We start from the raw sequence: 26,814 nt of genomic DNA on the forward strand, positions 1-26,814 counted from the left end.
CCCAGCGTGTGGATTCCGGTCTTGGAAGGGGGCGGGGTGGAGCTGCTCTGGTACGTCGCCTACGGGTCGAACCTGCACGCCGCCCGGCTCGGCTACTACCTCGCCGGGGGCCGCCCACCCGGCGGGCTGCGGTCGTACCCCGGCTGTCGGGACTGCCGACCACCGCGCCGGACGCTGCCGGTGTGGATCCCCGGCGGCGTCTACTTCGCCGGGAAGTCCCGGGCCTGGACCGGCGGGATGGCCTTCTACGACCCGGAGCTGCCCGGGGTCGCGGCGGCCAGGGGCTACCTGCTCAGCCGGGCGCAGTTCGCCGACCTGGCCGCCCAGGAGATGTACCGGCCACCCGGTGCCGACCTGCCCGCGCTCGACGAGGCGGTGGCCGCCGGTCGGGCCACCCTCGGGCCGGGCCGCTACGAGACCCTGCTGCGGGTCGGCACCCGCGACGGGCTGCCGATGCTCACCTTCACCGCGCCGGGGCGGGCGGCCGACGTGGCGTGGACCCCGCCCGCCCCGGTCTACCTGCGGATGATCGCCGACGGGTTGCGGGAGGCGCACGGCTGGTCGCCGCCCGCGACTGTCGACTACCTGGCCGACCGGCCGGGAGTGGCCGGGCACTGGTCCCGGCCCCGACTGGCCGCCCTGCTCCGCCCGGCGGGGGAGGGTGGATCGGTGGAAGGGACGCCTCCGACAGGCCGATCGCGTCGCCCATGATCGCCATTAGGGTCCCGTTGCCGGGACTGGCGGGTCTGTTTGTCGGCGCGGCGCCCTTCCGGCCCACGACGACGGGCCGGTGTGGATAGCCTCGGCCGAATTTCCGTGGCGGGCCTCGGATCGAGGCCGGCCCGTGAACCTGTGGGGGTACGCGTGAAGCACAACAGACTCGTCGGATTCGCCGCGACGCTCGCCGTCGCCATCGGCGGCTCGTTCACCGTCGCCGCGCCGGCCCGGGCCGCCGCGCCGGCAGTGGAGATCACGAAGGTCTACTACGACTCCCCGGGCAAGGACGACCGCTCCAACAAGAGCCTGAACGCCGAGTACGTCAAGCTGACCAACCGGCGCGGCTCGACGCTCAGCCTGAAATCCTGGACGCTGCGCGACAAGGCCAACCACGTCTACACGTTCTCCGGCGACTTCCGGCTCGCCAAGGGCGCCAGCGTCTACATCCACACCGGTAGGGGCACCAACACCTCCACCCACCGGTACTGGGGCTCCGGGAACTACGTGTGGAACAACACCGGGGACACCGCCTACCTGCGCAACTCCGCAGGCACCGGGATCGACTCCTGCAAGTGGGGGAGCGGGGGCAGCTACACGAACTGCTGATCACCAAGCCGGAGGACGGCCGTACGGGGGCATCCGCGGTGACCGGCGCGCAGAGGGGCGACCGCCGGGCACCGTCCGACCGCCCCGGGAAGGTGGCGGCGACTCCTCGCACCGGGAGCCGCCGCCCCGCCCCGGGGCGGTCGACCCGTCTCAGCCCCCGGTCGGGTCCGTCCTGCCCGGTGGGGCCTGGGCCGGTGACCGGCGGTCGGTGCGTACCTGTCGGTTCTGCCATGCTGGCCCGGTGACCGTGACCTGGCGACACCTACCCGCCCCGGCCCGCGAGATCGCGGTGGCCGCCACCGAAGCGGTGGAGGCCGCACAGGCCCACGACGGCGTCGCGTACGACCGGGCGGTGCTCCGGCTCGCCGGTGCCGACCGCGCCGGGCTGGTCCTCGGCGGGGTGGTCCGACTGCTGCTGGAACAGGCCCACCCCGACGGGCTGGACGGCGACGACGTCCGGCAGGTGCTGGAACACTGCGTCCGGGCCGCCGCGCACTGGCAACCCGACGTCGATCCGCACGCCGTGCTGGTGCTGCTGGCCGGGGCGCTCGGTGTCTACGACCCGGGTGACGACGACGCGCCGCCCGATCCGGCCGCCGTCGCCCGCCACGCCCCGCTGCTGGTGACCGACCTGCTCGCGGCGACCGGGGTGCCGCTCGCCGGCTGCCTGGAGGCGGCGTTCGCCGAGGTCGCCCGCACCGAGCGCCACGACGACTGACGGCGGCCCGGGCCCACCGCCCCGCAACGACTGCGGGGAGGTCACCGGTCGCCCGGTGAGCTCCCCGCCGCTGCGTTCCCACCGCTCAGGAGGTGGCGGCCACCTGGAACGAGGACTGTCCTCCCGAGTACCGTCCGGGCGTCCGCCCCGACAGTTACCGGCATCAAAACGTCGGGGTGCGACGTCGGCAACCGCCTTTCGGTCGTGCCGGCTGCGGAACTCGGCCACCCGTCGTCGGTGCCGGCCTGACATACGGCCGCCGCGCGCCGCGCGGGCCTCGGTTGGCTCGGCTGCCCAGGGGGTACGGGGGACGTGGCATCCCGAGGACCAGCTCCCTCCCGGCGAGCGGGCTCGACCGGAGTGAGGAGGAATGCCATGACCACCAGGGTCGAGAGGTCGATCGAGGTCGGCGTCCCGGTCAGCATCGCCTACAACCAGTGGACCCAGTTCGAGGAGTTCCCCCGGTTCATGGGTGGCGTCGAGGAGGTCCGCCAGCTCGACGACCGTCAGTTGCACTGGGTCGCCCGGATCGCCGGGGTGCGCCGCGAGTGGGACGCCACGGTGCTCGAACAGGTGCCTGACGAGAAGGTGGCCTGGGCCGCGAGCGACGGCGTCACGAACGCCGGGGCGGTCTACTTCCAGCGGATCGGCCCGGACCGCACCCGGGTGCTGCTGTGCCTGGAGTACGAGCCGGACGGGCTGGTCGAGAAGGCCGGGGACCGGCTGCACGTGGTGGCCCGGCAGGCCGAGGCGGACCTCGAGCGGTTCAGGTCCTACCTGGAGGCCCGGGGCGCGGAGACCGGCGCGTGGCGCGGTTCGGTCGGCTCGGGGCGCGGCGTGGGCACCCCGGGCGTGGCCCAGGCCGGTCCCGATGGTGACTCCGGTGTCGACAGGTGACCCGTCACGACGGCTCGACCACCTCCGCCTCGCCGGAAACGCCCTGCCCCCGGCGCTCGGCCAGCTCGACGATCACGTGGTTGCCGGCGATGGCGCCCGCGCCCCGGCGGACCCGGGCCGCCTGGGTCAGGGCGTAGGACAGCAGCGCGGACGGCGACCGACGGGCCTCGTGGTCCACCTCGCCGTCGTGCGCGGACACCACCCGACCGGCGGCGGGGGCGAGAATCGGCTGCCCGAAGGCGAGGAACCGCTGCGGCGGCTCGGTCGCGAGCAGCGTGCGCCAGTCCCGGACGGTCGCCGTCCGTCGCCCCCGCACCGCCACGAAATCCATCGCGTACGTGGTGGCGAAGAGGTCGGTGCCGTGGCTGGGCACCCGCCGGGCGGGACTGTTCTGGACCAGCCAGCTGCCCCGGAACGGCAACGCGAGCATGACCGGCCCGGTGGTGGACATGAGCGGCCTCCGAAGGTGGTCAGGTCGGATGGGGCAAGCAGGTCGGCAGATACGCCCACCCAGTTGTAGACGACCATGCGGCCTGCCGGCCCGGAAGGGCCGGCAGGCCGAGCCAGGGCGGCTTGCCGTCGAGCAGGCTTACCGCGTGGCCCTCGATCCTCCATCCGCGCTGTCCGGGCAGGTGGGGTGGAATACCACCGTCAGCAAGGTCGGACGGTCCACACCGGCGTCCAGTCGCCGACCGAATCGGACGAGTAGGCGCCAGGCGTGGTGTAGATCAAGCTGCCCGAACTGCCGTACATCCTGGCTCGGGTTCCGGTGGACTGGTTGTTCTTCCACGACCCGTTGCCGCCCCACGGAATGGAGTAGGAACGGCAGGAGACCATGTCGATGACACTGCCCGAGTAGGACGTCCCGCTGAACGCGCAGAAGTGGTAGTAGCTGCAGGTGTACAGCGCCCCTACCTCGCCCGACGCGCTCACCTCACGGGCCCGGTCCTGGCCGGGGAGCGGCAGGACGATCGTGCCCGTGCCGTTCAGATCGATCTTGTTGAGAGATACCTGAGTACCACCGGAACGCGCCAGGGCGGAGTCCACCTGGCTCTGGAGCGCCTCCGCCTGAGCGACAGTCAGACCGGCGGTGCCGGCCTGCTCTGCGAAGCCCGGGTGGGCGGAAGCAGGGCCGACCTCGGTCACGATGTTGGCCTGTGGGTGAACCTGGGGCGGTGCGGCGGCGGCCGGCGCGGCAACTCCGCTGACCACGAAGGCCGCACCGAGGACGGTGCCCATGAGGGCATGACGGATTCCCATGTCTCTCCTTCCGAGAGGTAAAGGGATCAATGCCCAAAAGAAGGGGCATCGACTGCCATCACGGTATGGTTGCCGGGTTCCCGTAGTCGCTTTGTTTCGGTTCTGGCCGAAGTGCCACCGTCGCCTCTGTTCGAGGGCTGGTGCTGATCCTGGTTTGGGAGGGCCACGGATGGTCTACCGGATTCACTTCACCGCCGAGGACCTGAGGCGCATCCGCGTGATCGGGTCGCCGTCACCTCTGATGGAGACCCTGCGGATGGTCCGTGGGTTGTGGAAGCCCTCGCTGATGCGGCATGTCCCCTGGAAGGGTCGGGTGGTCCCGCGCCTGCCGGCCGAGGCCCGTCTGGTCTTCGACCTGGCGCCGCCTCGTGGCTACGCGCCGGACTTCCTGTCCCCGGCACGGCCCGGGGATGCCCAGGAGTGTATCGAGCAGATCCGGTCCACACCCCGGTCGGTGATCCGTCGGGAGATGACCCAGTTCGCCCAGGAACGGCCAGTGCCGGGCTGGGCACGCCGACTCGACGACGACCCGCAGGTCCTCGAACGCCTTGCCGACACCCTCGGTCAACTGCACGCCATGCTGGTCGCCCCGTACTGGGACCAGGTGACCGCCCAGGCGGCCGTCGACCGGGCCGCCCGGGCCCGGGATATGGTCGATCACGGGGTCGACCACCTGCTACGCAGCCTGTGTCCACCGCAGATCCGCTGGAACCCACCCATCCTGGAGATCCACACCGGGCTCACCGGCGAGCTGCACCTCAACGGCCGCGGACTGCTGTTGATCCCCACCGTGTTCGGCTCTGGCATGCCCAGCGTCAACTGCGACGCCGAACCCCAACCGTGGTTGAACTATCCCGCCCACCACGACGGGTATCCCACCCTCGGCGTACCCCCACCAACGGCTCCGGCGGCGGTGCCCCGGCAGATGGTCGCACTGCTGGGCCGCACCCGCGCCACTGTCCTGCACGCCATCGCCCACCAACCCGGCTGCACCACGGGCGAACTCGCCGCCGCCGCACGCATCAGCCTGAGCAGCGCCAGCGAACACGCCACCGTACTCCGCGCCGCCGGCCTCGTCGCCACCACCCGCCGCCGGCAGAGCGTCCTCCACGTCCTCACCCCGACCGGCCAGTCCCTCCTCGTGTCGTCGTAATGGGAAGTGTGCACGCTGGCCGGTCTGGAGGCGGGGGTCCCGGTTAGCTGGTCCAGCGTCGGTGAAAGGGTCCTGACGGGCTGCCGCAGCAGTTACTACATCTACCTACGAATGCATCAGGGGCCACTCTCATCGATGGAGAGTGGCCCCTGACCTCGGTCGGGGCGGCCGGATTCGAACCGGCGACCTCTTCGTCCCGAACTGGCGGCGGGCCGGGTGGATCGGGTGTCATCCGAGGTCATCCGGCCTGCTGGGGTCGCCTCGGGTCGGGTTCGGTGGGCTGGGTTGCTGTACTTCGCTGCTGTACTGCTGGCGTCGGATGAGCTGCCTGCACCGAGTCGGTGGATCCTCATCGCATCCAGCCGAGGAATCGGTAGTGCAGGGTGCCTGCGGGGATATGGGCCAGGTCCTGGGCGGCGTCGACGAACTGGGCGGCCAGGTAGAGGGCCAGCGACACCGGGGCGCGGTCGTACTCCGCTCGCAACTCCTGACGGCGGGTGTGACAGGGCCATTCGGTATTGCAGCCGCCGCAGGTCCAGTCCGGGGTGAGCGGAAGGTGTGTGGTCATCGCGGTGTCTCCCGGGTGGCCGGTTGATCGGATGGTGGGGCCACGGCCTGGCTGTGTTCAGAGGGCCAGTGGTCTCGGCCGATCGGAATCCGGTGTGTGGCGTGGCAGGGCAGCTCGCTACCGCATCGGCAGACCATCCGCCATCGCTTCCAGGACCAGACCGGTCGGTGTCGTCTCGACAGGGTGAGCGCGACGGCTGTCAGGTACTCCTCGTACGAGACGCGAGGCACTGGTTCTCCCCTCGGTTGTCCTGGTGGTCGGGTGCCGGGCCGGCCTCTGGGGTCAACGCCACGGCTCTTGTCACCGTAACGACGTAGGACTGTAGATACAATAAGATGTAGAACTGTTGGACACGTAGCGTCACTTTCGTGATCGACCCGAGTGCGGATCGCGCCGTGTTCCGGCAGCTCGCAGACCTTCTGCGAGACCGGATCACCTCTGGTGCCCTCGCGCCTGGGGCTTCACTGCCCAGCGAGCTGCGGTTGGCTCAGGAGTACGGGCTGAGTCGCACGAGCGTCCGACAAGCGGTAGCACTGCTCCGGTCGGAAGGGCTCGTCATCGTGGAACCACCGCGTGGCACGTTCGTCCGCGCCATCGAGCCGACCGAAACGGTGACTCTCCTCAAGGGCGACACCGCTACCGCCCGGATGCCTACCCCCGCCGAGCGACGCGAACTGGAGATGGGTGAGGGCATCCCGGTCATCGTGATCTTCCGCGCCGACGGCTCCCGCGAGCTGTACGCCGCCGATCGCATCCGCGTGGTCGCTGACCTCCCTTAACTTTGGGGAACCCCGCCGGGGGATGAGGTACCAAAGTGTCGGCCGCTGTCGACCGCCCTCGATCCGCGTCGGCGAGCAGGCGATGGCCGCCGTCGAGTGCCCCTTGGAACCGGCCTTGATTTGATGGTCGCGCTGCCTTCTCGCTGCCTCGGTCCCGCCTGATGCCTCGCTTACAAGCCTTGGGCGTTACTTGCCGAACAGACTGGTTGCGCTGACCCGATACCTTCAACGACCGTGACGATCGATGATCTAGGCAGCCTCGGCGATGCAGTCAGCGGCCTCATTGCTGTCGTTCTCGGCGTAATAGCTTTGCTCGGCAGTCGCTCAGCTTGGGCAGACTGGCGAGCTCGGCAACAGGCTGAGAAGGAGCACGCTGAGGAGCAGACGAAGGAGCTTCGCCTGAACCGTGAGCGGACCATGCGGGGCTGGATGCATGGCGGGACTCAGGTCTACGGTGTTCAGCTTGTCACGGAGCCAGCGGAGCTTTCTCAAGCTGTCGATGAGCTGAAGGACGGCGGCCCATCTGACTACGTGCTTCTACGGGTCAGCGAGTCCGAGACGGGTAACGTCAACCGGGCTTACAGCTTGCGCCAGATGGTCGTGTCACAGGGCTACATCGCCCAAGCACCGTCGACCGCTGAGTACGAAGCACTCCAGCGTGGTCGAGAGCTGACGAGTGACTAGCGGATGGACCTCTTCTCAGGATGGAATCGGCCATGATCGCTGCGCGACTCTGGCAGCGAAGGATGGACATGCGGCCTGACCAGCTACTGTACGACCTTGTGAGTCCAGATGTTGTCAGCGCGATCGGCTCCATCAGCAGCTCGCTGATCGCGGTGATTGCTGCAATCATTGCATTCTTTGCTTGGCGGACTTCAGTCAACGCAGCAGAGTCGAACAAGGCTCTGACGGTGATTGAGAAAGCGCGATGGCACGCCGACAATCGCCCGGAGTTCCTCGTCGAAGCGGAGGGGCTGGTCGAAAACGCCGGCTTGCTGCTTGCAGCGTTACCTTTATCGACTCGAAGTCGCTCGCTTGGGTCGACGTCGTTGCCTCTATCCGACACCGCAAGTTTGGTAGTGACTCCGACTTAGAAGATCCGGGTCCTTACCAGTGGGATCCGATGTCCGAACAGTTCGAAAGCCCGCTCAAGACCAAGCAGTTTCGCTTGTACGCTGGCGCAGATGCCACCCTCTGGATGGAGGCCGCGACCAGCGAGGAGTGGCATAGGTATACGCGCCCGATCCGCCTATGGCTTCACTGCACAGCCGAGAATGGCGACACCTGGCTGGTGCCCGCATCCTGTCGACTTACGCCTGTGCAACTGGTGGAGGCATCATTACCCGAGAGCAAATTGAGGCCGAATCTGAGATCAAGTGGGGGCCTGGATGACGGTCGGGCCCAAGCTTATCGGCTCGTACGGCACGCCCACCAGTTCACTATTAGCCGTGGCTGGCATCAATCGGCAGCGCGTCTACCAGCTCACCTACACAAGCAGGCTGACTCTGCGTCATACGACTAGCTCGTTTCGCTCGCGCTGATCGTCACTCATTACCGGTGCCGCTGCCGGGACTCCGCTGTAACGTACAGCCGCCACGCAACCTCGTTGATCGACCGAAGCCATCGCCGGCCCACTGCGCCAGGCTGGGACGGCGCCAACTCGGCCCCGGCGGCCTCGTCCATCATCACGCAAAGCTTCTCGTGCTCCTCAACGTCGAAGAACATGAGACAATAGGCCGCGAGCCGTAGCACGTCAGACCAGCCGTTCCGCTCCCGAAGCATGCGCGGCCAGATGTCGAGCTTCTCCATAATGTAGGACTCGTCCGACCACGCTCTCGGGTGAGCACGTGCATAGTCTGCCCAGAACTCGCTCCGGCCGAGGTGACGAGCAGGCGGAGCCATTGCAAGCAGATCGAGCAGTAGTCGAACGTCCGGATGGTCAAGCGGGGCACTGTCCATCAGGCCAACCTAGCGGGGGGTCAACTCGTCAGGGACCAAGCCGAGCCTGTCGTAAGTCCGACAGGGCGGTGCATGAAGATCCCTCGCTTGTAAGTTCTGGGCGCTTCGTTCAGCGGAGTCCCTCCACGTCTGCGACCTCGGGCAGTTGTCGTCCACGTGCCGCCGCCGGCGGCTGTCCCGGTCCTGGCTCGCTGCTGTCGCCAGCTCCGAGCGCGCGGTTTAGGAACGGTCTAGCGGCAACCGGCGGGTCGTTATCTCTCGCCAGGCACAAGGCTTGCAGGCCAGGCCTACAGTCACACCGTGACCACACCACGCACGCGCGGGTTGCTTTCGGCGCGCACTGTCGCCTGGATCGAACTCGTGGCACTGATCGTTGCTATCGGTGCGCTTGCAAGAGACGTCTTCGACTTGAAGATTCCCGGCACTGCGAGCGAGGATCGACAGAAGATTCAAATCGACGTTCCCGAGTCAGGAACGCTGTCAAGGTGTGCCACGCTGCAGGGCTCCGCTCCCCGCATCAAGGGCAAGACGCTGTGGATGGCCCACATCTCTTCAGATGGAAGATACAGCTTCGCGAAAGCCACCTACGACGACAACAGCCGATGGCGCGCGACGGACACGTTCGGCGGCGAAAGCGACGTGAACCAGCGCTTCCGTGTTGTCGTCTTCCTAGTTGACCAAGAAACCTCATCCTTTCTGACCGGAATCCGGGTTGAGAGAGCAGCAGACGGCAAGCCCAGCGACTACTGGGCACAAGCACTCCCGCCTGGAGCAACTCACGAATCATCTCTCATGGTCACTCGGGACGGTAAGCGTGGCCAGCCCTACTGCGGGCAGCCAGAAGCGTAGCAGCGGGCCGCGAGCGTCGACAGCCTGAAGATGTCCACTGTCAGCTTGGGAAGTGTCTTGATCGCTAAGCAGGCCATCGTGAACCTGCTGGTGATAGGGCTCGTCGTCGAGCAAGCGAGTAAGAGTCCGGGCAGGGAACTCCCCGTTGCTGACCCCTGTTGACCCGACTGTCGGGCATGCAACGGGCACGCCCCAGCCCTGGGAGAATCTACACGCCCCTCCCCATGCAAGGAGCCATGAATGGGCCGTATGGCCGATGGAACCCCGATCCCCGTACGGTGCGAGGGGACCGTGCTGCTGCATGAGGACGATACGGGCACGTGCGAGGAGCCGGGCTGTCCCGGGGCCGGGCTGCGTCACCGCGCCCTGATCGACGTATGCCGCCTCGATGACTGCATCCGTTGCCCTTCGGGACCGGCCTGGAGTGACCACCTCTGATACTCGCCATCTCTCCAGGGCAAGTCAGTCGACGCCTTCGGTGTGAAGGAATGATCAGCCATCGATGAGCTGCGCGAGCGTCAGGGCTGACCTGTACGAACGACCCATCAGCGTCCATGGGCGTCCGACACCCTCCGCACCTGTTATCACCCAGTTAGTCAACCAGCCCAAGGGTCCACTCTCAGCGCCCCTAAGGACCGGTCACATGGGATTGCGCCCGATGTTCCATCTCGTAAACAAGCCTTAGCAGCTGCGTGGTGAATGCGAGCGTATTCAATGCTCTTTCTTTGCTGGCTGCCTCTAGGCGATGAGTAGACAGGTTGCCATGCGTCCTTATGAGATCAAGCCAAGGACGCATTGGGGGAGTAATATAGCCAGTCGTTGTCAAATGGTCTAAATACTCGACGAATGTCTTGCCTTCCTGCGCGCCCTTGTCAACGGCGATATGCATGAGAATCTTTCGGCACATGAGTTCACATGACGTAAAGGCTCCCGAGCCGGCCGTCTCTCGCGCCTCCAGGTAGGCAGCCCCAACCTCAGTCGGAAGACCTTCAACAGCCTCGCCCGCAAGAGTAGCGGGCGACATGATGTCCCCGTTGTGAACCACACCCTTGTGGCAGCCAAGGCAGCGGGACCAAGCTACGAGGTTGGATTGCTCCAAAGTGTACGCAATTACTGCGGCGTTTGTCTGACTTCCGCAATGAGGGCACCGGTAAACGACTACCGCGTTCTCGTGAGAGACATGCTCAATTCTGACATCGCGCGCCGAGCCCGAAAAGTGCGCAATTCCATTGTGTCCTACCACAGGTGTACCCTACCTGAGTGCTCCGGGAGCACCAACCATCATCTCCGCTCATGGTCAATGCCATCCCGTCTGCCGTCGACCCGCACTTCTGTGGAGCGGGCCGCCGCCCGGCCCGCCACGTCAAGACGACCTTGACGCCCGTACGGACGCTGGCGGGTCGGGCGGTGGTCTGCTCGGCTCGCCCGGGTCGACGGCGGGCGGGATGGCTCCCCACCGCCACCACCCACGGACCGCAAGCCGCCGACGGACCCCCGGCCATCCTGGAGCCGGAGCGCCCCCGCCGGAGGCGCAGTAACCGCAACCCCGCCACTCGTCCGCCAGCCGCCGACGGACCCGGCGTGCGCTCCCCTACGCCGCGCGGACTGCTGGCCGCGCGGGCCCGGCCGGCTGCCGGCCCACCACACCACCGGGAAACGACCTGTCGTCATCCGGCGGCTCACCGGGCTACCCGCCCTCCGCGCCAGCCGCCGGGCGTGTTGCGTGACCGGAGTCGGAGCGACAGCGGAGCGACGGGCGCGCGCCCAGGCGGCGGCGCGTGCGGCCCGTTCAGGGCCGCCTTGATAGACGTACAGAAAGTCCTCCCACACCGGTCGGCAGTCGGCCGCTCTGCGGGTTCACGGCGGGTTGACGTGTCCGTACCCGGTGCTACTCTGGCCCTCGTCGAGCACGTCAGCGCGGCCTTTCCGCCGGATCGCTGCACTCGACTTCGGAGTTGCCCAGCGGCCTTCCTGCCGCTAACGCGGGTCACGTCCCGCAGGCTCTCGATCGCACCGGCCACTGCGCCGACCCGGAATCCACTGAGCGGCCCAGCACGGCCTTCCCGCCGTCCACGATGGCCCTCGGATTCACGCACCTCGACGGATGGGGATCGCCTGCGGCAACCACCGGAAGCCGACGACCAGGCACCCCACCCGTCCCGGCATCACCCAAGATCCATAGAACCCAGCTCCACGGCGGTCCAAGGTCGATGGCCTGCACCCGCCCTCCGGCGTGAGCCGCCCTCTCCGGCGGTGCCAGGAGACACCACGAACACCACCAACGGACACCGCTCCGGCGTCCGGTGGCAGTTCGTCGCCCGTCCCCTGCCACCCCTTGAGGAGAAAGCCGTGTCCACCCTCACCGCCGGCCGTGACGCCCAGGCCCTGCACCGCGCCGCCGCCCCGGACTACTTCGGCTGGCTGGAGCACACCCGCGCTGCCGGAGGCTGCACCCGCCCGATCCGCCTGACCGGCACCCTCACCACCGTCGAACCCGGCACCGGACGCGTCCTAGCCGCGCAGCACACCGACGAGCTGCCCGACCGGACGATCTACAAGGCGTGCGGCAACCGCCGTGCCGCCCAGTGCCCGGACTGCGCCTGGGTCTACGCCGGTGACGCCTTCCAGGTCGTCCGCTGCGGCCTGACCGGCGGCAAGTCCATCCCCGCCACAGTCAACGCGCACCCGGTCGTCTTCGCCACCTTCACCGCCCCATCCTTCGGCCCGGTGCACCACCGGCACATCCCCCGGCACACCTGCACCCACCGGCGGCGCTGCGACTGCCGTCCCGCACCCTGCCGCGCCCGGAGCACCGCCGGCACCTGCCCACACGGGCGGCCCGCGGCCTGCTTCACCCGCCACGACGCCGACGACCCGCAGCTCGGTCGACCGCTCTGCCTGGACTGCTGCGACCACGACCACCAGGTCATCTGGAACTACTCCTCGGGCGAGCTGTGGCGACGCACGAAACAGGCCATCGAACGCCACCTCACCGCCGTGTGCCGCCGACGCGGCATCCCCCACGTCCAGGTCTCCACCGACTCCGGCCGAATCCGGCGGGTGCCTCCGGTGCGGGTGTCCCACGGCAAGGTCGCCGAGATGCAACGCCGGGGCGCGGTGCACTTCCACGTCCTGCTGCGCCTCGACGGCATCGACCCCGACGACCGGCACGCCCTGGTACCGCCGCCGGCCGGCATCACCGTCGACGACCTCGACGCCGCCGTCCACGCCGCCACCCGACAGATCACCGTCACCACCCCGCCCCATCCCGACCGCCCGCAGGGCTGGCAGGTCGCCTGGGGTGAGCAGATCGACGTACGCCGCATCGGCGTCAGCGACGGCGACGTGACCGACGGGAAGGTGGCCGCCTACCTCGCCAAGTACGCCACGAAGTCCACCGAGGTCACCGGCCACTGCTCCACCCGGCTCACCCCGGACACCGTCGACGCCTACGCCGACCCGGAAGGCGACCACCTCGCCCGCCTCATCGACGCCTGCTGGCGACTCGGCCGCCCCACCCGGCACCACGTCACCCGGACAGCCGGGAAGACAGAAGACCGTCAAGGCGACCTTGACACCACATCGAACGAGTACGCCGGGCTGCGCCGATGGGCGCACATGCTCGGCTACGGCGGCCACTTCCTCACCAAGGCCCGCCGCTACTCGGTCACCTTCGGCCTGCTCCGCGACACCCGCGCCGCCTACCGCCGCACCGAGCACACCGGCACCGCTAACAGCGACGACACCGCCGGCACGGTCACCGTGGGCACGCTGGCCTTCGTCGGCTCCGGCTGGCTGACCGACGGCGACGCCCTGCTCGCCAACACCGCCGCCGCCCAACGCCGCGAACGCCAGCGCATCGGCCGGGAAGAACTCGCCCACGAGGCGTGGTCGGGGGTGGCGGCATGACCCGGCACCTCACCCCACGCTGGTACTCGCCTGCCGAGGTCGCCGTCCTGCTCGGCTTCGGTCTGTCCAAGGTCAAGATGAAGATCGCCACCGGCGAGCTGCGCTCCATCAAGGACGGCAAGTACCGCCGCGTCCTGCCCGAGTGGGTCGACGAGTACGTCCGCGAGCAGGTCCAGCGGCAGGAGGCCGCCTGATGCCCGGACGCACCCGCGCCAACGGCGAAGGCTCGATCTTCCCGTACCGCAACGGCTTCGCCGCGTACGTCTGGGTCACCAAGCCCGACGGGAAGCGGACCCGCAAGTATGTCTACGGCCCGACCCGGGAGGCCGTCCACGACAAGTGGATCAAGCTGCACCAGCAGGCCAAGGCGGGGCCGGTCGCTACCCGGGTGCCGAGCCTTGGTGACTACCTGACCTACTGGCACCGGGAGGTCGTGCGGCCCAACCTCGCGCCGCTGACCTGCGCCACCTACGAGACGATCCTCCGGCTGTACGTGATCCCCGGCCTCGGCGGGAAGCGGCTCGACCGGCTCCAGGTGCGCGACGTGCAGACCTGGATCAACGAGGTGGCCCGCGCCTGCCAGTGCTGCGCCCAGGGCAAGGACGCCCGCCGCCCGGAACTCAAGAGGCGCTGCTGCGCGCTCGGCCGGTGCTGCATTGACGTGCCGTCCGCCCGCACGGTCAAGGACGTCCGGGGCGTGCTGCGCTCGGCGCTCAACCATGCGGCCACCGAGGAACTGGTCACCCGCAACGCCGCCGCCCTGGTCAAGCTCCCACCGGTCCGCCGCCGCAGGGGCCGGGCGTGGACCAGTGACGAGGCGCGTCGCTTCCTGGAGTCCGCGCGGGCCGACCGCGATCCGTTGTACGCCGCGTACGTGCTGATCCTGGTGCTCGGCCTGCGCAAGGGTGAGGTGCTCGGCCTCACCGGGGACGCCGTCGACCTGGCGGCGGGGGAGCTGTCGATCGGCTGGCAGTTGCAGCGGGTCGGCGGCCAACTGCTGCACCGGGAGACCAAGACGCAGACCTCGGACGCCACGCTCCCGCTGCCGGACATCTGTGCGGCGGCACTCGACCTCCGCCAGCAGGCGAGGAAGGCCGACCGTGATGAGGCGGGCATCGCCTGGCAGGGCTCCCGGCTGCTGTTCACCACCCGCTACGGAACGCCGGTCGAGCCGCGCAACTTCAACCGTTCCTGGGATGCCCGCTGCGCCCGGGCCGGAGTCAGGAAGATCACCGTGCACGATGCGCGGCGTACCTGCGCGACGCTGCTCGTCGACCTGGACGTGCACCCGCGCGTCATCATGCAGGTGCTCCGGCACGCCGAGGTGTCGGTGACGATGGAGATCTATTCGCAGGCGTCCTCGGACGCCACCCGCGACGCCCTCAAGCGCTTGGGCGAGAGCCTGCGCTGACCGCTGCTGCTGTACTTCACTGCTGTACAGAAGCACTAGAGGGCACATCCATGGATCGGATGTGCCCTCTGACCTCTGTCGGGGTGGCCGGATTCGAACCGACGACCTCTTCGTCCCGAACGAATGATCATGAATCCTTCAGCAGTGGAAGGGCTTCACTTCACCTCGGCAGATAGTCCATCATCGTTCGCCAGAGTCCGCCGACGTGCGGGCCGGTTGTCACTCAGTTGGTCACGCAGTCAAGGATCTTGCGCGCCCGCCTCCGGAGGGAGATGCCTCTTCCGGCCGCATCTAGTCATTGAGCTGGTCTGATGCCAGCCGAGATGGGTACGAACGGTCGACTTCGGCATGCATTGGGCACAAGGGCTTCCGCACCGGCGGCTACATCACTCGATGCCGGGCCGTGAGTGTGGCAGTTCGTGAAGGTAGCCGCTTCGATCGCGTAGCCAGTACCGACCTGCGGCGTCGCGGAACTCAAGGCTGACGACAAGCCCGTCATGCCGCTCATCGTCGGTGAGGTCATCGGGGGCGATGTCGTTGACATTCACAATCAGTTCTCCGCGATACGGCGGCACGACCTTGATCGGTCGGCTAAGCCAAGATGTCTTTTCGGGGTTAGGCCGATAGAATCTGACAACTGCGTCGTAAATCGGTGATTCGGAGGCATTCACGATCCAGGCACCCCAGTCGTAGACAACCCAGCCCGATAGGCCCGCTACCACCTGCCTGGCTGTCGTGCTGCGGCCGTACCAGACCGCGACGAGAGACGCCTGACTACGCCTCTCGTCCGCCCTTCGTTCCCGGCGGTCTAGCTCGGCTCGGGCGTCGCGCCCAGACTCGACCTTGTACACGCGGTATCCGACCATGGCCGCAGCCAGGGCGAGGATGACGGTGGCGACGTTGGCCAGTGCGCCGATCCACGTTGCCACGTCGCCCAGTTCCCACGGCCGGGTGGCAAGATAGGCCATCGTTGCGGGTGCGATCACGTGGTCAGGCTAGGCCGCTCCTGCAACAGCCTCGCGGCCGTAGTTGTAGCCGCCGGCAAGTGACTCTGTGCTCTGTAGTGGCTTAGCCCAACTTGCAGCCCCGACGATCACCGCAGCAGAAGGCCGGGTGTCCCGGCCGATCACAGTCCCTAGCCCCGCCAGCCGGGTCGACGCTGCCGGGAAAGTCCACCATAGTCAAAAACGGGAGAAGAATTTGCGCGCTCGAACGTAATCGGATGCAAGCCACCCCAATGGATATCGGTCAAACCTCCCCGCATCACGAGGGGGGTGGCAGTCACATTCGGAAAAAGAATGAATGGAGTATACACATCATAATCAGAAAGAGGGGTTGCGGGCAAATACTTGATGTTGATTCGACCTTCCAGGGACCTTAACTGAACAGACATGCAATCGGAGCCAATTGTTGAACATAAATCACTTGCTCTTCTAATCGCGGATACCGCGATCTTCTCAAGTACCTCGACCGTGTGGAAAGTGCCAGGCTTCAAGGCGCTTATTCGTTGCTGAATGTCTTGCTCGGGTCTCGATGTCAGATCCCCATTCGCGAATACATAAAACTTGTCTCGCTTCCAGGTCATCGGTCGAGTTTCGGCATGGAACAGTCTAGTGCTATCGCCCCTCCGGCCAGTGTGGTCAAGTCGATAGAAGACCGGCCGTGAAGCTAACCTTCGAACGCGCTGTTGGCCTACCACCTGGACGGTAAGGGGGGCGCCGTGCGTTGCCTTTAGGTAATGTTGATCAATTGCTTCCCTGAGGCGGATTAGATACCACCCCAGGTCTCGTTCATGGCCTCGGTGGCCAAAGCGAGTGCCCTCATGGTGATAGCCGGGGTCCAAAATCCTGCTGATCCATACGTCGGTCGGCTCGCCCTTTATGTGAGCGATACCCGTATACCCGAGCGTTACAGTTGCATTACTCGCTTGAAAGAGTATTGCCTTGTTGGCTGCCGTGTCATGCGGCCTATAGCTCCTCCCTCGTCTAGTTGTCACCAAGCGATCACTGACATGCAGCGCGAACTCTGGCGTGATAATCGATACAAGTAGCGTCACGGGACGTTATCCGCCAATACGTTTGATCAGAACCTCGGCTATCTCTATCATGTCTGTGATTACCACATCCGCCGAGGCGGCTTGGAATTCCTCAATCTTGGCCTGTCGATTCGCATACCCAACCACCCGAACACCGGCCGCCCTCGATCCCTCAATGTCGGAAAGTGAGTCACCGATCAGAACGCATCGACGCGGCTGTTCGCCGAGGACTCGGACGGCTTGCAGGATAGGTGCCGGATTGGGCTTCATGTAATCCGGAGCGGAGTATGCCCGGCCGACTACTGGCGATACGCAGCTGGCTAGCCGATGAGCTGCCAGGTAGGCACCCACCGCACCGGCTGAGTTGTTGCTGACCACTGCCACCGGGATGCCGGCCTGCCGGGCTGCCACGATGACTTCCCGGCCGTACGGCGTGGGTTCGGCAGTCTCGACGGCGCGGCGCTCGGCTGCGCAGAGTGCGTCCTCTACCGCCCGCGTGACGTCCTGGCCGCTGGTTGCGCCGACGCGGCGTAGCACCTCTAGCGGGTCTGGTTCGCCGGCCAGGTCGGGCGGCACGTCGACGCTGTGCTTTCGAAGGACGTCGACCAACTCGGCGGCAACCTGCGGCGCCGGGTAGCCGGCGAAGACGCTGCACACTGGGCCGTCGAAGTCGAGCAGCAGCGCGCCGACCCCGGCTAGTAACCGGTCAAGGTCGGCGTTCATGCGTCGTACCGGTAGGCGATGGTCGACCACACGGAGTCGAACCACTGGCGGGACGCTTCCACGAACTGCGTGCCGTGGGAGGCGTCGTCATCGGTCACCGCGTAGTGGAATAGCGGCACGTCCTTGCCCATTAGGTCGTAGATCGCCATGGGCTCACCCTTGATCGAGACGGTGCGCTCGACTACAGGATAGAAGCCGTAGAAGACCTCTTCGCCGTTCAAGATGTAGAGCTTGAACAAGGGCGACGCTCGATGCACCCGTACCTCTACGGTGGTCGATCGGATCAGGCCGAGGTCGCCCAACTCGGCCACTTGGTCGATGATGCCGTCTGCCGCCCGGCGCGTGATGCGCTCGGCTCGCTCTCGCACCGCCGGATCATCCGCCTGAGTCTCAGCCCGAGCGGGCAGCGCCATGGGCATCGTCATGTCAGAGATCAGCACCCGTACCGCGATCGTCTCCGGCGCGAGCCTGCCCACCCGCACCTTGTCGAGCGCTTCGGCAAGCGCGTCTCGCAACGTCTCGCCCGAGAACCCGGCGAAGTCGATGGTGACGTGCGGCCTCTCGAATGCGGCTTCGATGTGTGGCCGCAGCTCTACGGCTCGCTGTGTCTGCGCCCGGACGAACGCGCCGCTGCCCTGCCGGGACACGATCAGCCGTTCCGCGCGGAGCAGGTCTAAGGCTCGCTTGACTGTCTCCCGCGCAACGCCGTACCGGGCGGCTAGGTCGGGTTGTGACGGCAGCTTGTCACCGGGCGCGAGTCGACGCGTGAGGATGGCCGCTCGCAGCTTGTTCGCGATCTGCTGCGAAGCCTGTTTGGGGTCGTCGGGGTCCAGTTCGCCGAGGAAGTCAAGGTTCTCGCTCACCCCCTCACGGTAGCGCTGACTAGCCAAGTCAGGAAAGTTCGCCGCACCCCCTTGACCTGACTAGCCAAGCCAGCTTAGGTTCATCAACGTCCGACCTGGCTAGCCAGGCAGGGCAAGCCGAACGGAAGTCGGGGAAGGTTGGCGCGCGCCGCGCCGCACGCCCACGGGCCGCTCGTGTGGTCGTTCATTGAGAACTTCACAGCAGAAGCGCCGCGTTTGATCCGTCTGCGGCATGTCCGCCTTGATCCACATGGTGGCCGACCTCGGTAGATCCCGAGCGAGCGGACCGAGTGGGCTGATCTTGGCGCGCGGTTGCTTCTGCCTCTGATCCCCCGTCGTGGGTGGGGTCGCGCTGTCCTGGCGCGGCCCCCGGCCCCGGCGCTCTGCTGCTGGTCCGTGTGACGCCCGGACCGCCCTGTCTACCCAACCTGACCTACCCCTGTGGGAGAGGTGATCCCGCTATGTCCGTGATTGCTACGTGTGTGCGTGTCACGACCAAGAGCCGCGCTACCTGGCGTACCTGCACGGCGTGCGGGGCGCTCGCTCCGCTGGCCCCTGACGAGAACTCCTGCCGGGCTTGCCCGCAGCCGGTGCGTTCTCGCCGTACCGAGAGGAACCGATCGAAGTGACCCCCGCCGAGATGGAGCCGACCCCGGTTGACCTGGCCGCGATTGACGCCGAGTGGCCGTTGATCGCCGCTGAGTTGGACGTGCTCGACGCTGAGATCAGCCTGTTCTACGCCGACGACCGGGGCGGCCCGTCGCCGTTGGACTGGCGCAGGTTGCGCCGGGCCGAAGCCCGCGTCACCCGCGTCGCCGCCGAGATGGCCGGGCGACCGGCCACCGGGCAGGCCGCGTTCCGGGTCGCCTGATGCCCCGCATCCGGGCCGCCTTCCACGATCCGGACGGCAAGCGGTTCGGCATCCCTACCTACTGGTGGCAGGGTGCCCCGCCCGGTTACGCCACCCGCCGTCAACTCCGTGCCGCAGGCCTGCGGCCTGCCGGGCAGCCGATCGCTGCTCAGGTGCTCTGGCGTGGTGTCGGCGGCATCCGCGCCGCGTACCTGTACCGGGTTGATCTGGCCCGACCGAAGCGCACCGCCACCCCTGCCCAGCTCCGCGCCGTCCGCGCCGCGCTGACCGCTCGCCGTACCTGCCGCATCTGCGAGCGGGTGCAGCCCTACTACATCCCGCGCTCGCTGAACGAGTGCCTTGACTGCTTCGAAGGAGTCCCCTCGTGATCTGGCTGTTCCTGATCCTGCTGGGCGGGCCGCTGGTGATGCTCGCCCCGTTCGCCCTGGCCCACGCCCTCAACAGCGCCACCCCGACCGTGAAGGAGACGCTGCGATGACCGTCCGTAAGACCCGCCGCGCCGTGATGGCCGAACTGATTCTGCTGGCCGACCCGGCCTTCATCCGGGTTCACACCCCGGGCGTGTCGCTGTCGGTCACCTTCGACAGCGTCGCCGCCCTGAAGTCGTGGCTGCATCTGGCTGGACTCGACGACCCGGACATGCTGGTCGGCGAGCACGACGGCACCACCGACGACGGTCGCCCGTACCGGTCGATGAACGCCTATCCGACGTGGCACGGCTGGGAGTTCTACGCCAGCGCCACCGAGTACACCGACCCTGTCGAACCGCTCGACTCGTCGACGGCTGACCGGCTCGCCGCGTTGGCGGTGGCCTGATGACCGCGCCGACGCTGAGCATCTACCCCCGAACGGTGGACGAGTTGATGCCCGAGGCGCACGCCCTGGTCGCCCGTCTCGGCACGGTCCCGTCGCGGAACCGGATCAAGACCGAGTTGCGGGTGGGTGGTCCGAAGGCGGACGCCATTATCGACCGGCTGACCCGCCCCCCGGTCGACCCGGCCACCACCCCGACCGGCAGCACCCCCGCCCCGGACGCCGCCGACGGGCCACCGGTCGACCTGGACCCGCACCCGGACGCCGACCCGCCCGCGCCGGACGCGCTCACAGCCCCGGTGCCGCCCACCCCGCCCACCCCGCCCGCCCCGGCCCCGGCCCCGGACATGCCCGAGGCACCCGACGTCGCGTCGGGGCAGGCAGCACCCGCCGTAGACCCGGGTTCCAACATCACCACCACCCGGACCGCCGGCCGTCCGACGGGCCGGGGGTGGGCGTACGTCGGGGTGATCCTGGGCGGGGTGGTGTCGATCGCGGCGAACGTGGCCCACACCTACCTGCCGAAGCCGGCCGACGGCACGCCCGCCGGTTGGGCACCGGACCCGGGGTGGTCCCCGTCGCCGCTGGCGGTGGCGTTGTCGGTGTTCTGGCCGGTCGCTCTGTTCGTGACGGTGGAGATCCTGACGCGCATCCCCTGGGGCGACGGAGTGAGTTCGGTGTTCGCCCGGGTGGCCGGTGTGCTGCCGGTCGCGGTGGTCGCCGCCGTTGTGTCCTACCGGCACCTGTCCGGGCTGCTGGCCCACTTCGGTGAGGACCCGCTCACCATCGCCATCGGCCCTCTCGCTGTCGACGGGCTGATGGTGATGGCGTCCGCTGCGCTGCTGGTGACCAGCCGCCGCAGCCGTTCCTGACCCCGCCCGGCGGCACAGCCCCATGGCCTGGAAACCCGTGCTGTGCCGCCGGTCCGGTCACCCAACCCCCATGTGAGAGGAGGGCATCTCTGATGGTGCCAGTACCCGACCCGGCGTGGTTCACCGACCGGATCGCCGAAGTCCGCGCCGAGCTGGCGCGCGCCGACACCAAAGCGTCCACGTTGATGGCCGTCGCCGGTGCGGCCGTGACGGTCGGCGTGGCGATCCTCGCCCGCACTGACCTGCCCGGCCCCGCGCTGGCCGCCGGGGTCACCACCGTCGCCCTGGTCGGCACGGCGGTGGGACTGCTGGCCGGTGCGGTCCGCCCGTGCCTGGGCGGTGGTCACGGCCTGATCCACTACGCGGCTGCTGCGCCGGGTGACCTGATGACCGAGGCCACCGCCGCACCGCTGACCGCCGCCGCCGAACGGGCGCACCACCTCGTGTGGCTGTCCCGCACGGCCATCCGCAAGTACCGGCGGGTCCGCACCGCCGTAGATCTGCTGCTGGCCGGCCTGGCTGGCACCGCGCTCACTGCCCTGCTCGCCACTCTCGCCTGACTGATCACGAAGGAGTCGTTTCGTGTCGAACACCAGCCCGTCGGGTCGCACGTTGTTCTCCGGTGCGGATTCCCTGACGGATAACCACGCTTTGATCGAGTGGTGCGAGAGCACCCGCCGAATTCTGCACGCCGCCGCCCTGGAACTCGGGATTACCGCCAGCGAGTTGGACGCCCGCTTGCGTCGGGTCGGCGGTGGAGCCGTCGTGGTCGGTGGCTTGACCGCGCGGGCGCGTGCCCGGCAGGTCGCCAAGCCGATCCAGCAGGCCAGTGAGGCTCTGGTGATCGCGAGTCAGTACGTGATCACGGCGAACAACCGGTTCGTCACCGCCTACATGCCCGAGTTGGAGCAGGTCGGCTACCGGGGCACCCGCCGCCCCGACTTCAAGTTCACCGCCTGATCAGGAAGGGAGGAACAGTCGTGAAGTCACGGATGCCGAAGAACGGCGGGATCTCCGACCCGTCCGGGCTGGCCGCTGTGCACACGGTGCGGCTGCCGTTGTGGCCCTACCTCGTCACCCCGACCGGGTCGGTCGGCCTGGCCGTCGCTACCGGCCTGGCCCACTGGCGATGGGGCGACCAACCCACCTCCATCGGCGCTGCCGCCGCCGGCCTGACCCTCGCCGGCACCGCCCTGACGTCGTTGACGTGGCGGGCCGCCGCCGCCCGGGGCATCGTCCGCCGCGCCGTCGCCACCACCACGTGTGTGGCCGGGTCGGTGTGGGCGATCGGCGCGACGATCGCCGGCCCCTGGTCGTCGCCCTGGTCGGACATGTGGCTGATTGGCGCACCGACGGCGAGCATCGCCATGGCGGTGGTGCGGGTGCTGCGCAATGGCGACGGCGAGGATCCGGCCGCCGCTGGTGGTGGGCTGGCTGACGCGGTCAAGAGTCTGCGGAACGCCAGCGTCGCCCGACCCACGATCAAGGGCGCGAAGGCCGCAGCCGCGGTGACCCTGGAAGCGGGTACGTCGGTGCGGGAACTCGCCGCCGACCGGGCCGCGCTCGCCTCCGCGCTGGATGTGCCGGAGACGGCGGTGCGGGTCATCCCCGACCCGGACTCTGCCCGACGCGGCCGGCTGGAAGTCGTCCCCGTCGACCAACTCCGCACCATGATCCCCTGGCCCGGCCTGTCCGCCCCCGGCCGATCCATCGCCGAACCGATCGTGCTCGGGGTGATGGAAGACGGCGAACCGCTGACCCTGTGGCTGCCAGGCGACCACGCCGCCGGGCGGAACGCGGCGCACTTCCTGATCGTGGGCATGTCCGGCGCAGGCAAAACCGAAGTCATCCTCAACATCGCCGCCGAAGTCATCTCCCGCACCGACGCCGAACTGTGGCTGGCCGACCCCCGCAAGTTCGACCAACTCCCCGCATGGGCCATCCAAGGGGCCGCCCGGACCGCCGGCACCGAAGACGACACGAACGAACTCCTCGAAGACCTCTACACCGACATCACCGGCAGGGCACGCCAGATCGGCGCACACGGCCACAAGCAGTGGACCAAGGGTTGCCGGCAATGCCCCCGCTACCGCGTCGCCATCATCGACGAAGCCTCCCAAGTCGCCGCCGGGAACCCCCTGGTCACGGAACTCACCGAAGCCGCCCGGTCCGCCGGCATCAGCCTGGTGTTCGGGTTGCAGCGCGCCAGCCACGACCGGTTCCCCACCTCGGCCCGAGCCAACATCCCCGGATCGATCTGCCTCGGCGTCGACAAAGACGTCGACGCCGGCATGGCCCTGTCCGAGGCCACCCTCGACGCCGGGGCAATGCCATGGGCATGGAAGAACACCAAGCCGGGCTACCTCTACGCCGAGGTCCCCGGCACCGACACCACCCGCTGGTCAATGCCCTGCCGCAGCTACGTCGCCAACGAAGACCACCGCACGCAAGCCGTCGCGCCGTACCTCGGCGGACAACCCACCACCGGCCCCACCCACCCGGAGCCAGCGCGCCCGGCACCCCACCCCCGCCCGCAGCCCATCCCGACCGACAACGACAGCGACCACGACGACGAACCCAACCAGGCCATCAACCCCAACGACCCACCCGACAACGTCGACCCCGCCGAACCGATCCGCATCCCACCCGGCATGCCCCGCATCCCCCTCGGACTCCGCCAACCCGCGATGAGCACCGATGAGGCGTACGAGCACCTACGCGGGCACCTGCACGACCTACACGACGCGGGCGTCAACGTCGTGCGACCCGGGGACCTCGGTGACGTCATCGCCGCTACCGGCCTGTCCGGCGACTGGGTACGCAAGGCACTCGGCCGACTCTCCACCGGCCCCGACGCCATGCTCCGCAAGACCGACCGGGGCACCTACAAGATCCGCATCCCCGAACCGGCGTAACCCACCGTCACCACACCCGGGGGTCGTCCGGACGGTCCGGACCGTCCGGACGACCCCACCAGGGTCCAAGTAGGAAGCCGTCCGGACGCCACCATCCGGACCGTCCGGACGGCCCCCGCCACCCTCATGCCATCGCAGCCCGTAACCGACATTGCCCGCGCATACCCACCGGGAGAACCCCATGCTGACCGTCGCCGCGCTCGTCCTGGGCGCGCTACTCGGCCTGATCCTCGGCGTGCCGCTCGGCCGTCGCGTCGAACGCGTCGCCTGGTACGCCGACGCCACCCTCGCCCGCGCCCGCATGACCGGATGGCTCCTGCGCGACCTCAGCGGCTGGCTGCTGGCCGTCGTGGTGGTCGTGGCCGTCGTCGTGTTCGTGGTCTGGGCGCTGTTGCGGCCCCACCGCTAACACCTCTGAACGGCGCGCTTCGCGCTCTCACCCCCGAATGGCCAGTGCCGCCCGGCGCTGGCCATCGTCACGCCGCACCCGGGAAGGAGCGGCCTGATGTTCCTACACGGCACCCGGTGCGGGCACTGGATCGGCACGGAACGGCGCTACTGCCACCACCCCGGCGGTGTCCGCCCCTACCTGCAAGGGCCACGCTGCCCGGCCCACACCCCCAACGCCCTGGCCGGACGGCCCGAGCCCCCATCGACGTCCCTGAACGAACCCGAGAGGAGCGCCATGCCCGACACGTCTCCGCTGGTCGCCGCCGCCCTCACCTACGCCCGTCGCGGGTGGCCGGTGTTCATGCTCGCCCGCTCGAAACGACCCGTCGCCAACTGCCAGCCCTGCGCCGACGCCGGCCCCGACCACGACCGGGAAGGCTGCGTGTGCCTGACCTGCCACGGCTTCTACGCCGCGAGCACCGACCCGGCACGGGTCGCCGCGATCGTGGCAGCCGTGCCGCGCGGGCAACTCGCCATGCGCACCGGGGCCGCGTCCGGGACGGTGGTCGTGGACGTAGACCCACGGCACGGTGGTCACAACAGCATGGCCGCGCTCATCGCCGAAGGACTCCTACCCCGCACTCGTTACGCCGCTACCGGGTCCGACGGGCTGCACCTGTACTACCGGCACCCCGGAATCTCGGTGATCTCCCGGCCGATGCCCGGTCGGCACGGCATCGACATCAAGGCCGATGGCGGCTACGTGGTGCTGCCGCCGAGCAGACACCAGCGCACCGGCCGCCCGTACCGGTGGGCTGACGGCGAACACGACCTGATTGAGATGGCCCCCGCCCTGCTCGACGCCTGCCAGGCCACACCGACCCGCACCGTCAGCGACACGACCAGGTCGACCCGCACGCCCGGGGGAGGGGCCATCTCATCCCCTGACGCGTTGCTCGCCTCCATCCTGGCCACCGTCGCCGCCGCCCCCAAGGGACGCCACCGCGTGACCCTCTACGGCGCCGCCCGAGGCGTCGCCCGGATGGTCGCCGCCGGGGCCATCAGCCACGCCGACGCGGTTGTCGCTCTCACCGACACCGGCCGCGCCGCCCAGCAGACCGAACGCGAAATCCGCGGTGCCATCACCGGCGGATTCCGAGACGAAGGAGTTGCCCCATGAGCCACGCCGACCAGGTCGACGGTGCCGCGATCCTCGACGCCGTTCATGCCGCGCTGACCCGCTACGTCGTCCTGCCCTCCACCGAGGCAGTCGACGCGGTGGCGCTGTGGGTTGCAGCCACCCACGCCCAGGCCGCGTGGGCGCACGCGCCCCGGCTGGTCATCCGCGCGCCGGAACGGCGCTGCGGCAAGTCCCGCCTCCTCGACGTAGTCGAGAGCACCTGCCACAACCCGCTCATCACCGTCAACGCCTCGCCGGCCGCCGTCTACCGCGCGATCGGCACTGACAACCCGCCCACCCTGCTCATCGATGAGGCCGACACCATCTTCGGCGGGAAGAACGCCGACGCCAACGAAGACCTACGCGGCCTGCTCAACGCCGGTCACCAGCGCAACCGGCCCACCATCCGATGGGACAACAACACCCGCAGCCTGGAGAAGATCCCCACCTTCGCCATGGCTGCGCTCGCCGGCATCGGCGCGATGCCCGACACCATCGAAGACCGCGCCGTGGTCGTGCGGATGCGCCGACGAGCCGCCGGGGAGAAGGTCGCCCCGTACCGGATGCGCCGCGACGGCCCGCCGCTGCGCGCCCTCGCCGAGCAGCTCGCCGCGTGGCTACGCCCACACCTGACTGCCCTGGAAGCCGCCGAACCCGCCATGCCCCTGGAAGACCGCGCCGCCGACACCTGGGAACCCCTTATCGCCGTTGCCGACCTGGCGGGCGGCACCTGGCCCGCCCGCGCCCGCAAAGCCGCCGACATCCTCACCACTGAGCACACCGACACCGCCGCCGCATCCGACCGCATCCGGCTCCTCGCGGACTGCCGCACCGCCTTCGGTGATCTCGACGCCATCCCGACCAGCGTCCTGCTCGACCGACTCCGCGCCGACCCCGAAGCACCCTGGGCCGACTACGGCCCCGCCGGACTTACCGCCGTCAAGCTCGGCACCCTGCTGCGCGAGTACGACATAACCTCGGCGAACATCCGCTTTCCCGCCCCGATCGGCCAGGTCAAGGGCTACCAGCGACACGCGTTCATCGACGCGTGGACCCGGTATTGCCCCCTGCCCGACCCCACCCCCGCACCCGCGCCGTCCCACCCGTCCCACCCGTCCCTGCCCAGCTCAACCCCGGGACGGCACAACCCGTGGGACGGCACGACCCGTCCCAACCACCACCCCCACCGGGACGGGTCAACCCGTCCCGCCCTCCAAGCCGTCCCGCCCCTGACGAGCGCAGGGACGGGTGGGACGGGTGGGACGGACACCCCCCGCAACCACGCCAACGGTGGTGCGGCATGACTAACCGCCTCGGCCCAGCGAT

At 68.4% G+C, this 26,814-nt stretch carries 30 protein-coding genes; 22 read left to right on the forward strand and 8 right to left on the reverse strand.

The genetic code is table 11. The features are described 5' to 3' along the window. Positions 1 to 6: 6 nt before the first annotated feature. From OHQ87_RS26210 to OHQ87_RS26225, 4 genes are all read left to right on the forward strand, one after another. Positions 7 to 711 (forward strand): histone deacetylase, encoded by a 705-nt coding sequence (locus OHQ87_RS26210; RefSeq protein ID WP_328342129.1) that lies wholly within the window; start codon positions 7 to 9, stop codon positions 709 to 711. A 153-nt stretch (positions 712 to 864) separates the two neighbouring features. Further along, the gene (locus OHQ87_RS26215; RefSeq protein ID WP_328342131.1) at positions 865 to 1,323 is read left to right on the forward strand and encodes a lamin tail domain-containing protein; all 459 of its coding nucleotides are present in this window, start codon (positions 865 to 867) and stop codon (positions 1,321 to 1,323) included. A 241-nt stretch (positions 1,324 to 1,564) separates the two neighbouring features. Continuing rightward, positions 1,565 to 2,041 carry a hypothetical protein gene (locus OHQ87_RS26220; protein WP_328342133.1) on the forward strand — a complete coding sequence of 159 codons (477 nt, stop codon included), beginning with the start codon at positions 1,565 to 1,567 and terminating at the stop codon, positions 2,039 to 2,041. Positions 2,042 to 2,416: 375 nt separating this feature from the next. After that, complete coding sequence (locus tag OHQ87_RS26225; protein ID WP_328342135.1) at positions 2,417 to 2,938, forward strand: SRPBCC family protein; 522 nt, start codon at positions 2,417 to 2,419, stop codon at positions 2,936 to 2,938. Positions 2,939 to 2,942: 4 nt separating this feature from the next. Here OHQ87_RS26225 and OHQ87_RS26230 read toward each other — a convergent pair whose 3' ends face one another. After that, entirely contained in the window at positions 2,943 to 3,389 is a 447-nt protein-coding gene (locus tag OHQ87_RS26230) for a hypothetical protein (RefSeq protein ID WP_328342137.1), read from the reverse strand. Between the two features lie 200 nt (positions 3,390 to 3,589). Continuing rightward, positions 3,590 to 4,177 carry a hypothetical protein gene (locus OHQ87_RS26235; RefSeq protein WP_328342139.1) on the reverse strand — a complete coding sequence of 196 codons (588 nt, stop codon included), beginning with the start codon at positions 4,175 to 4,177 and terminating at the stop codon, positions 3,590 to 3,592. A 190-nt stretch (positions 4,178 to 4,367) separates the two neighbouring features. Between OHQ87_RS26235 and OHQ87_RS26240 the strand changes: the two genes are divergently transcribed. Further along, complete coding sequence (locus tag OHQ87_RS26240; RefSeq protein ID WP_328342141.1) at positions 4,368 to 5,351, forward strand: ArsR/SmtB family transcription factor; 984 nt, start codon at positions 4,368 to 4,370, stop codon at positions 5,349 to 5,351. A gap of 349 nt (positions 5,352 to 5,700) precedes the next feature. Here the strand turns inward: OHQ87_RS26240 and OHQ87_RS26245 are convergent, their stop codons facing one another. After that, positions 5,701 to 5,919, reverse strand: a complete 219-nt coding sequence (locus tag OHQ87_RS26245; RefSeq protein ID WP_328342143.1) for a flavin reductase — start codon at positions 5,917 to 5,919, stop codon at positions 5,701 to 5,703. A 368-nt stretch (positions 5,920 to 6,287) separates the two neighbouring features. On the opposite strand from OHQ87_RS26245, the gene OHQ87_RS26250 reads away from it, so the two are divergent. The 3 genes from OHQ87_RS26250 (at position 6,288) to OHQ87_RS26260 (ending at position 7,792) form a co-directional block, all read left to right on the forward strand. Then, on the forward strand, positions 6,288 to 6,698 hold the full coding sequence (locus OHQ87_RS26250; RefSeq protein WP_328342145.1) for a winged helix-turn-helix domain-containing protein: 411 nt from the start codon (positions 6,288 to 6,290) through the stop codon (positions 6,696 to 6,698). 234 nt (positions 6,699 to 6,932) lie between these two features. Continuing rightward, entirely contained in the window at positions 6,933 to 7,382 is a 450-nt protein-coding gene (locus OHQ87_RS26255) for a hypothetical protein (protein ID WP_328342147.1), read from the forward strand. 32 nt (positions 7,383 to 7,414) lie between these two features. Next, complete coding sequence (locus OHQ87_RS26260; protein WP_328342149.1) at positions 7,415 to 7,792, forward strand: hypothetical protein; 378 nt, start codon at positions 7,415 to 7,417, stop codon at positions 7,790 to 7,792. A gap of 457 nt (positions 7,793 to 8,249) precedes the next feature. On the opposite strand, the gene OHQ87_RS26265 is transcribed toward OHQ87_RS26260, so the two are convergent. Further along, positions 8,250 to 8,507, reverse strand: coding sequence for a hypothetical protein (locus OHQ87_RS26265; protein WP_328342151.1), 258 nt, complete (start codon positions 8,505 to 8,507; stop codon positions 8,250 to 8,252). A 450-nt stretch (positions 8,508 to 8,957) separates the two neighbouring features. On the opposite strand from OHQ87_RS26265, the gene OHQ87_RS26270 reads away from it, so the two are divergent. After that, on the forward strand, positions 8,958 to 9,506 hold the full coding sequence (locus OHQ87_RS26270; RefSeq protein WP_328342153.1) for a hypothetical protein: 549 nt from the start codon (positions 8,958 to 8,960) through the stop codon (positions 9,504 to 9,506). A 628-nt stretch (positions 9,507 to 10,134) separates the two neighbouring features. Here the strand turns inward: OHQ87_RS26270 and OHQ87_RS31465 are convergent. Continuing rightward, positions 10,135 to 10,530, reverse strand: coding sequence for a DUF4145 domain-containing protein (locus tag OHQ87_RS31465; protein ID WP_442930605.1), 396 nt, complete (start codon positions 10,528 to 10,530; stop codon positions 10,135 to 10,137). Between the two features lie 1,325 nt (positions 10,531 to 11,855). Here OHQ87_RS31465 and OHQ87_RS26275 point away from each other — a divergent pair. From OHQ87_RS26275 to OHQ87_RS26285, 3 genes are read left to right on the forward strand one after another with little or no spacing between them, the layout of a single operon-like run. Beyond that, positions 11,856 to 13,415, forward strand: a complete 1,560-nt coding sequence (locus OHQ87_RS26275) for a replication initiator (RefSeq protein WP_328342155.1) — start codon at positions 11,856 to 11,858, stop codon at positions 13,413 to 13,415. Next, on the forward strand, positions 13,412 to 13,609 hold the full coding sequence (locus OHQ87_RS26280; protein WP_026269772.1) for an excisionase family DNA-binding protein: 198 nt from the start codon (positions 13,412 to 13,414) through the stop codon (positions 13,607 to 13,609). Before OHQ87_RS26275 ends, OHQ87_RS26280 begins: the two co-directional genes overlap by 4 nt. Beyond that, positions 13,609 to 14,826, forward strand: coding sequence for a tyrosine-type recombinase/integrase (locus OHQ87_RS26285; RefSeq protein WP_328342159.1), 1,218 nt, complete (start codon positions 13,609 to 13,611; stop codon positions 14,824 to 14,826). Before OHQ87_RS26280 ends, OHQ87_RS26285 begins: the two co-directional genes overlap by 1 nt. Before the next feature lie 386 nt (positions 14,827 to 15,212). Here OHQ87_RS26285 and OHQ87_RS26290 read toward each other — a convergent pair whose 3' ends face one another. From OHQ87_RS26290 to OHQ87_RS26300, 3 genes are all read right to left on the reverse strand, one after another. Continuing rightward, the gene (locus tag OHQ87_RS26290; RefSeq protein ID WP_328342161.1) at positions 15,213 to 15,812 is read right to left on the reverse strand and encodes a hypothetical protein; all 600 of its coding nucleotides are present in this window, start codon (positions 15,810 to 15,812) and stop codon (positions 15,213 to 15,215) included. Between the two features lie 1,076 nt (positions 15,813 to 16,888). Next, positions 16,889 to 17,584 carry an HAD family hydrolase gene (locus OHQ87_RS26295; protein ID WP_328342163.1) on the reverse strand — a complete coding sequence of 232 codons (696 nt, stop codon included), beginning with the start codon at positions 17,582 to 17,584 and terminating at the stop codon, positions 16,889 to 16,891. Beyond that, complete coding sequence (locus tag OHQ87_RS26300; protein ID WP_328342165.1) at positions 17,581 to 18,447, reverse strand: GntR family transcriptional regulator; 867 nt, start codon at positions 18,445 to 18,447, stop codon at positions 17,581 to 17,583. The genes OHQ87_RS26295 and OHQ87_RS26300 overlap by 4 nt, the downstream gene beginning before the upstream one ends. A gap of 625 nt (positions 18,448 to 19,072) precedes the next feature. Here OHQ87_RS26300 and OHQ87_RS26305 point away from each other — a divergent pair. The 10 genes from OHQ87_RS26305 (at position 19,073) to OHQ87_RS26350 (ending at position 26,792) form a co-directional block, all read left to right on the forward strand. Further along, positions 19,073 to 19,318 carry a DUF6284 family protein gene (locus tag OHQ87_RS26305; protein ID WP_328342168.1) on the forward strand — a complete coding sequence of 82 codons (246 nt, stop codon included), beginning with the start codon at positions 19,073 to 19,075 and terminating at the stop codon, positions 19,316 to 19,318. After that, the gene (locus OHQ87_RS26310; protein ID WP_328342170.1) at positions 19,318 to 19,686 is read left to right on the forward strand and encodes an RRQRL motif-containing zinc-binding protein; all 369 of its coding nucleotides are present in this window, start codon (positions 19,318 to 19,320) and stop codon (positions 19,684 to 19,686) included. Before OHQ87_RS26305 ends, OHQ87_RS26310 begins: the two co-directional genes overlap by 1 nt. Before the next feature lie 136 nt (positions 19,687 to 19,822). Continuing rightward, positions 19,823 to 20,134 carry a hypothetical protein gene (locus OHQ87_RS26315; protein ID WP_328349007.1) on the forward strand — a complete coding sequence of 104 codons (312 nt, stop codon included), beginning with the start codon at positions 19,823 to 19,825 and terminating at the stop codon, positions 20,132 to 20,134. Then, entirely contained in the window at positions 20,134 to 21,003 is an 870-nt protein-coding gene (locus OHQ87_RS26320) for a DUF2637 domain-containing protein (RefSeq protein WP_328342172.1), read from the forward strand. Before OHQ87_RS26315 ends, OHQ87_RS26320 begins: the two co-directional genes overlap by 1 nt. A gap of 92 nt (positions 21,004 to 21,095) precedes the next feature. Next, positions 21,096 to 21,563 (forward strand): Pycsar system effector family protein, encoded by a 468-nt coding sequence (locus OHQ87_RS26325; RefSeq protein WP_328342174.1) that lies wholly within the window; start codon positions 21,096 to 21,098, stop codon positions 21,561 to 21,563. A gap of 22 nt (positions 21,564 to 21,585) precedes the next feature. Next, positions 21,586 to 21,963 carry a hypothetical protein gene (locus OHQ87_RS26330; RefSeq protein ID WP_328342176.1) on the forward strand — a complete coding sequence of 126 codons (378 nt, stop codon included), beginning with the start codon at positions 21,586 to 21,588 and terminating at the stop codon, positions 21,961 to 21,963. Positions 21,964 to 21,983: 20 nt separating this feature from the next. Continuing rightward, on the forward strand, positions 21,984 to 23,918 hold the full coding sequence (locus OHQ87_RS26335; protein WP_328342178.1) for a conjugal transfer protein TraB: 1,935 nt from the start codon (positions 21,984 to 21,986) through the stop codon (positions 23,916 to 23,918). A gap of 181 nt (positions 23,919 to 24,099) precedes the next feature. Further along, on the forward strand, positions 24,100 to 24,327 hold the full coding sequence (locus OHQ87_RS26340; RefSeq protein WP_328342180.1) for a hypothetical protein: 228 nt from the start codon (positions 24,100 to 24,102) through the stop codon (positions 24,325 to 24,327). Between the two features lie 276 nt (positions 24,328 to 24,603). Beyond that, a complete protein-coding gene (locus tag OHQ87_RS26345; protein WP_328342182.1) occupies positions 24,604 to 25,488 on the forward strand; it encodes a bifunctional DNA primase/polymerase in 885 nt (294 codons plus the stop codon). Then, positions 25,485 to 26,792 (forward strand): DUF3631 domain-containing protein, encoded by a 1,308-nt coding sequence (locus OHQ87_RS26350; protein WP_328342184.1) that lies wholly within the window; start codon positions 25,485 to 25,487, stop codon positions 26,790 to 26,792. Before OHQ87_RS26345 ends, OHQ87_RS26350 begins: the two co-directional genes overlap by 4 nt. Positions 26,793 to 26,814 lie beyond the last annotated feature (22 nt).

The organism is Micromonospora sp. NBC_00421, assembly GCF_036017915.1.
Lineage (GTDB): Bacteria > Actinomycetota > Actinomycetes > Mycobacteriales > Micromonosporaceae > Micromonospora.

Bases quoted from the DNA above. Each gene is read 5' to 3' on its own strand.
- OHQ87_RS26340 (WP_328342180.1), top strand. From the start codon at position 24,100: ATGCTGACCGTCGCCGCGCTCGTCCTGGGCGCGCTACTCGGCCTGATC.
- OHQ87_RS26320 (WP_328342172.1), top strand. From the start codon at position 20,134: ATGACCGCGCCGACGCTGAGCATCTACCCCCGAACGGTGGACGAGTTG.
- OHQ87_RS26280 (WP_026269772.1), top strand. From the start codon at position 13,412: ATGACCCGGCACCTCACCCCACGCTGGTACTCGCCTGCCGAGGTCGCC.
- OHQ87_RS26285 (WP_328342159.1), top strand. From the start codon at position 13,609: ATGCCCGGACGCACCCGCGCCAACGGCGAAGGCTCGATCTTCCCGTAC.
- OHQ87_RS26225 (WP_328342135.1), top strand. From the start codon at position 2,417: ATGACCACCAGGGTCGAGAGGTCGATCGAGGTCGGCGTCCCGGTCAGC.
- OHQ87_RS26235 (WP_328342139.1), bottom strand. From the start codon at position 4,177: ATGGGCACCGTCCTCGGTGCGGCCTTCGTGGTCAGCGGAGTTGCCGCG.
- OHQ87_RS26260 (WP_328342149.1), top strand. From the start codon at position 7,415: ATGATCGCTGCGCGACTCTGGCAGCGAAGGATGGACATGCGGCCTGAC.
- OHQ87_RS26295 (WP_328342163.1), bottom strand. From the start codon at position 17,584: ATGAACGCCGACCTTGACCGGTTACTAGCCGGGGTCGGCGCGCTGCTG.
- OHQ87_RS31465 (WP_442930605.1), bottom strand. From the start codon at position 10,530: ATGTCGCCCGCTACTCTTGCGGGCGAGGCTGTTGAAGGTCTTCCGACT.
- OHQ87_RS26315 (WP_328349007.1), top strand. From the start codon at position 19,823: ATGGCCGAACTGATTCTGCTGGCCGACCCGGCCTTCATCCGGGTTCAC.
- OHQ87_RS26310 (WP_328342170.1), top strand. From the start codon at position 19,318: ATGCCCCGCATCCGGGCCGCCTTCCACGATCCGGACGGCAAGCGGTTC.
- OHQ87_RS26245 (WP_328342143.1), bottom strand. From the start codon at position 5,919: ATGACCACACACCTTCCGCTCACCCCGGACTGGACCTGCGGCGGCTGC.
- OHQ87_RS26325 (WP_328342174.1), top strand. From the start codon at position 21,096: ATGGTGCCAGTACCCGACCCGGCGTGGTTCACCGACCGGATCGCCGAA.
- OHQ87_RS26345 (WP_328342182.1), top strand. From the start codon at position 24,604: ATGCCCGACACGTCTCCGCTGGTCGCCGCCGCCCTCACCTACGCCCGT.
- OHQ87_RS26230 (WP_328342137.1), bottom strand. From the start codon at position 3,389: ATGTCCACCACCGGGCCGGTCATGCTCGCGTTGCCGTTCCGGGGCAGC.
- OHQ87_RS26350 (WP_328342184.1), top strand. From the start codon at position 25,485: ATGAGCCACGCCGACCAGGTCGACGGTGCCGCGATCCTCGACGCCGTT.
- OHQ87_RS26265 (WP_328342151.1), bottom strand. From the start codon at position 8,507: ATGGAGAAGCTCGACATCTGGCCGCGCATGCTTCGGGAGCGGAACGGC.
- OHQ87_RS26240 (WP_328342141.1), top strand. From the start codon at position 4,368: ATGGTCTACCGGATTCACTTCACCGCCGAGGACCTGAGGCGCATCCGC.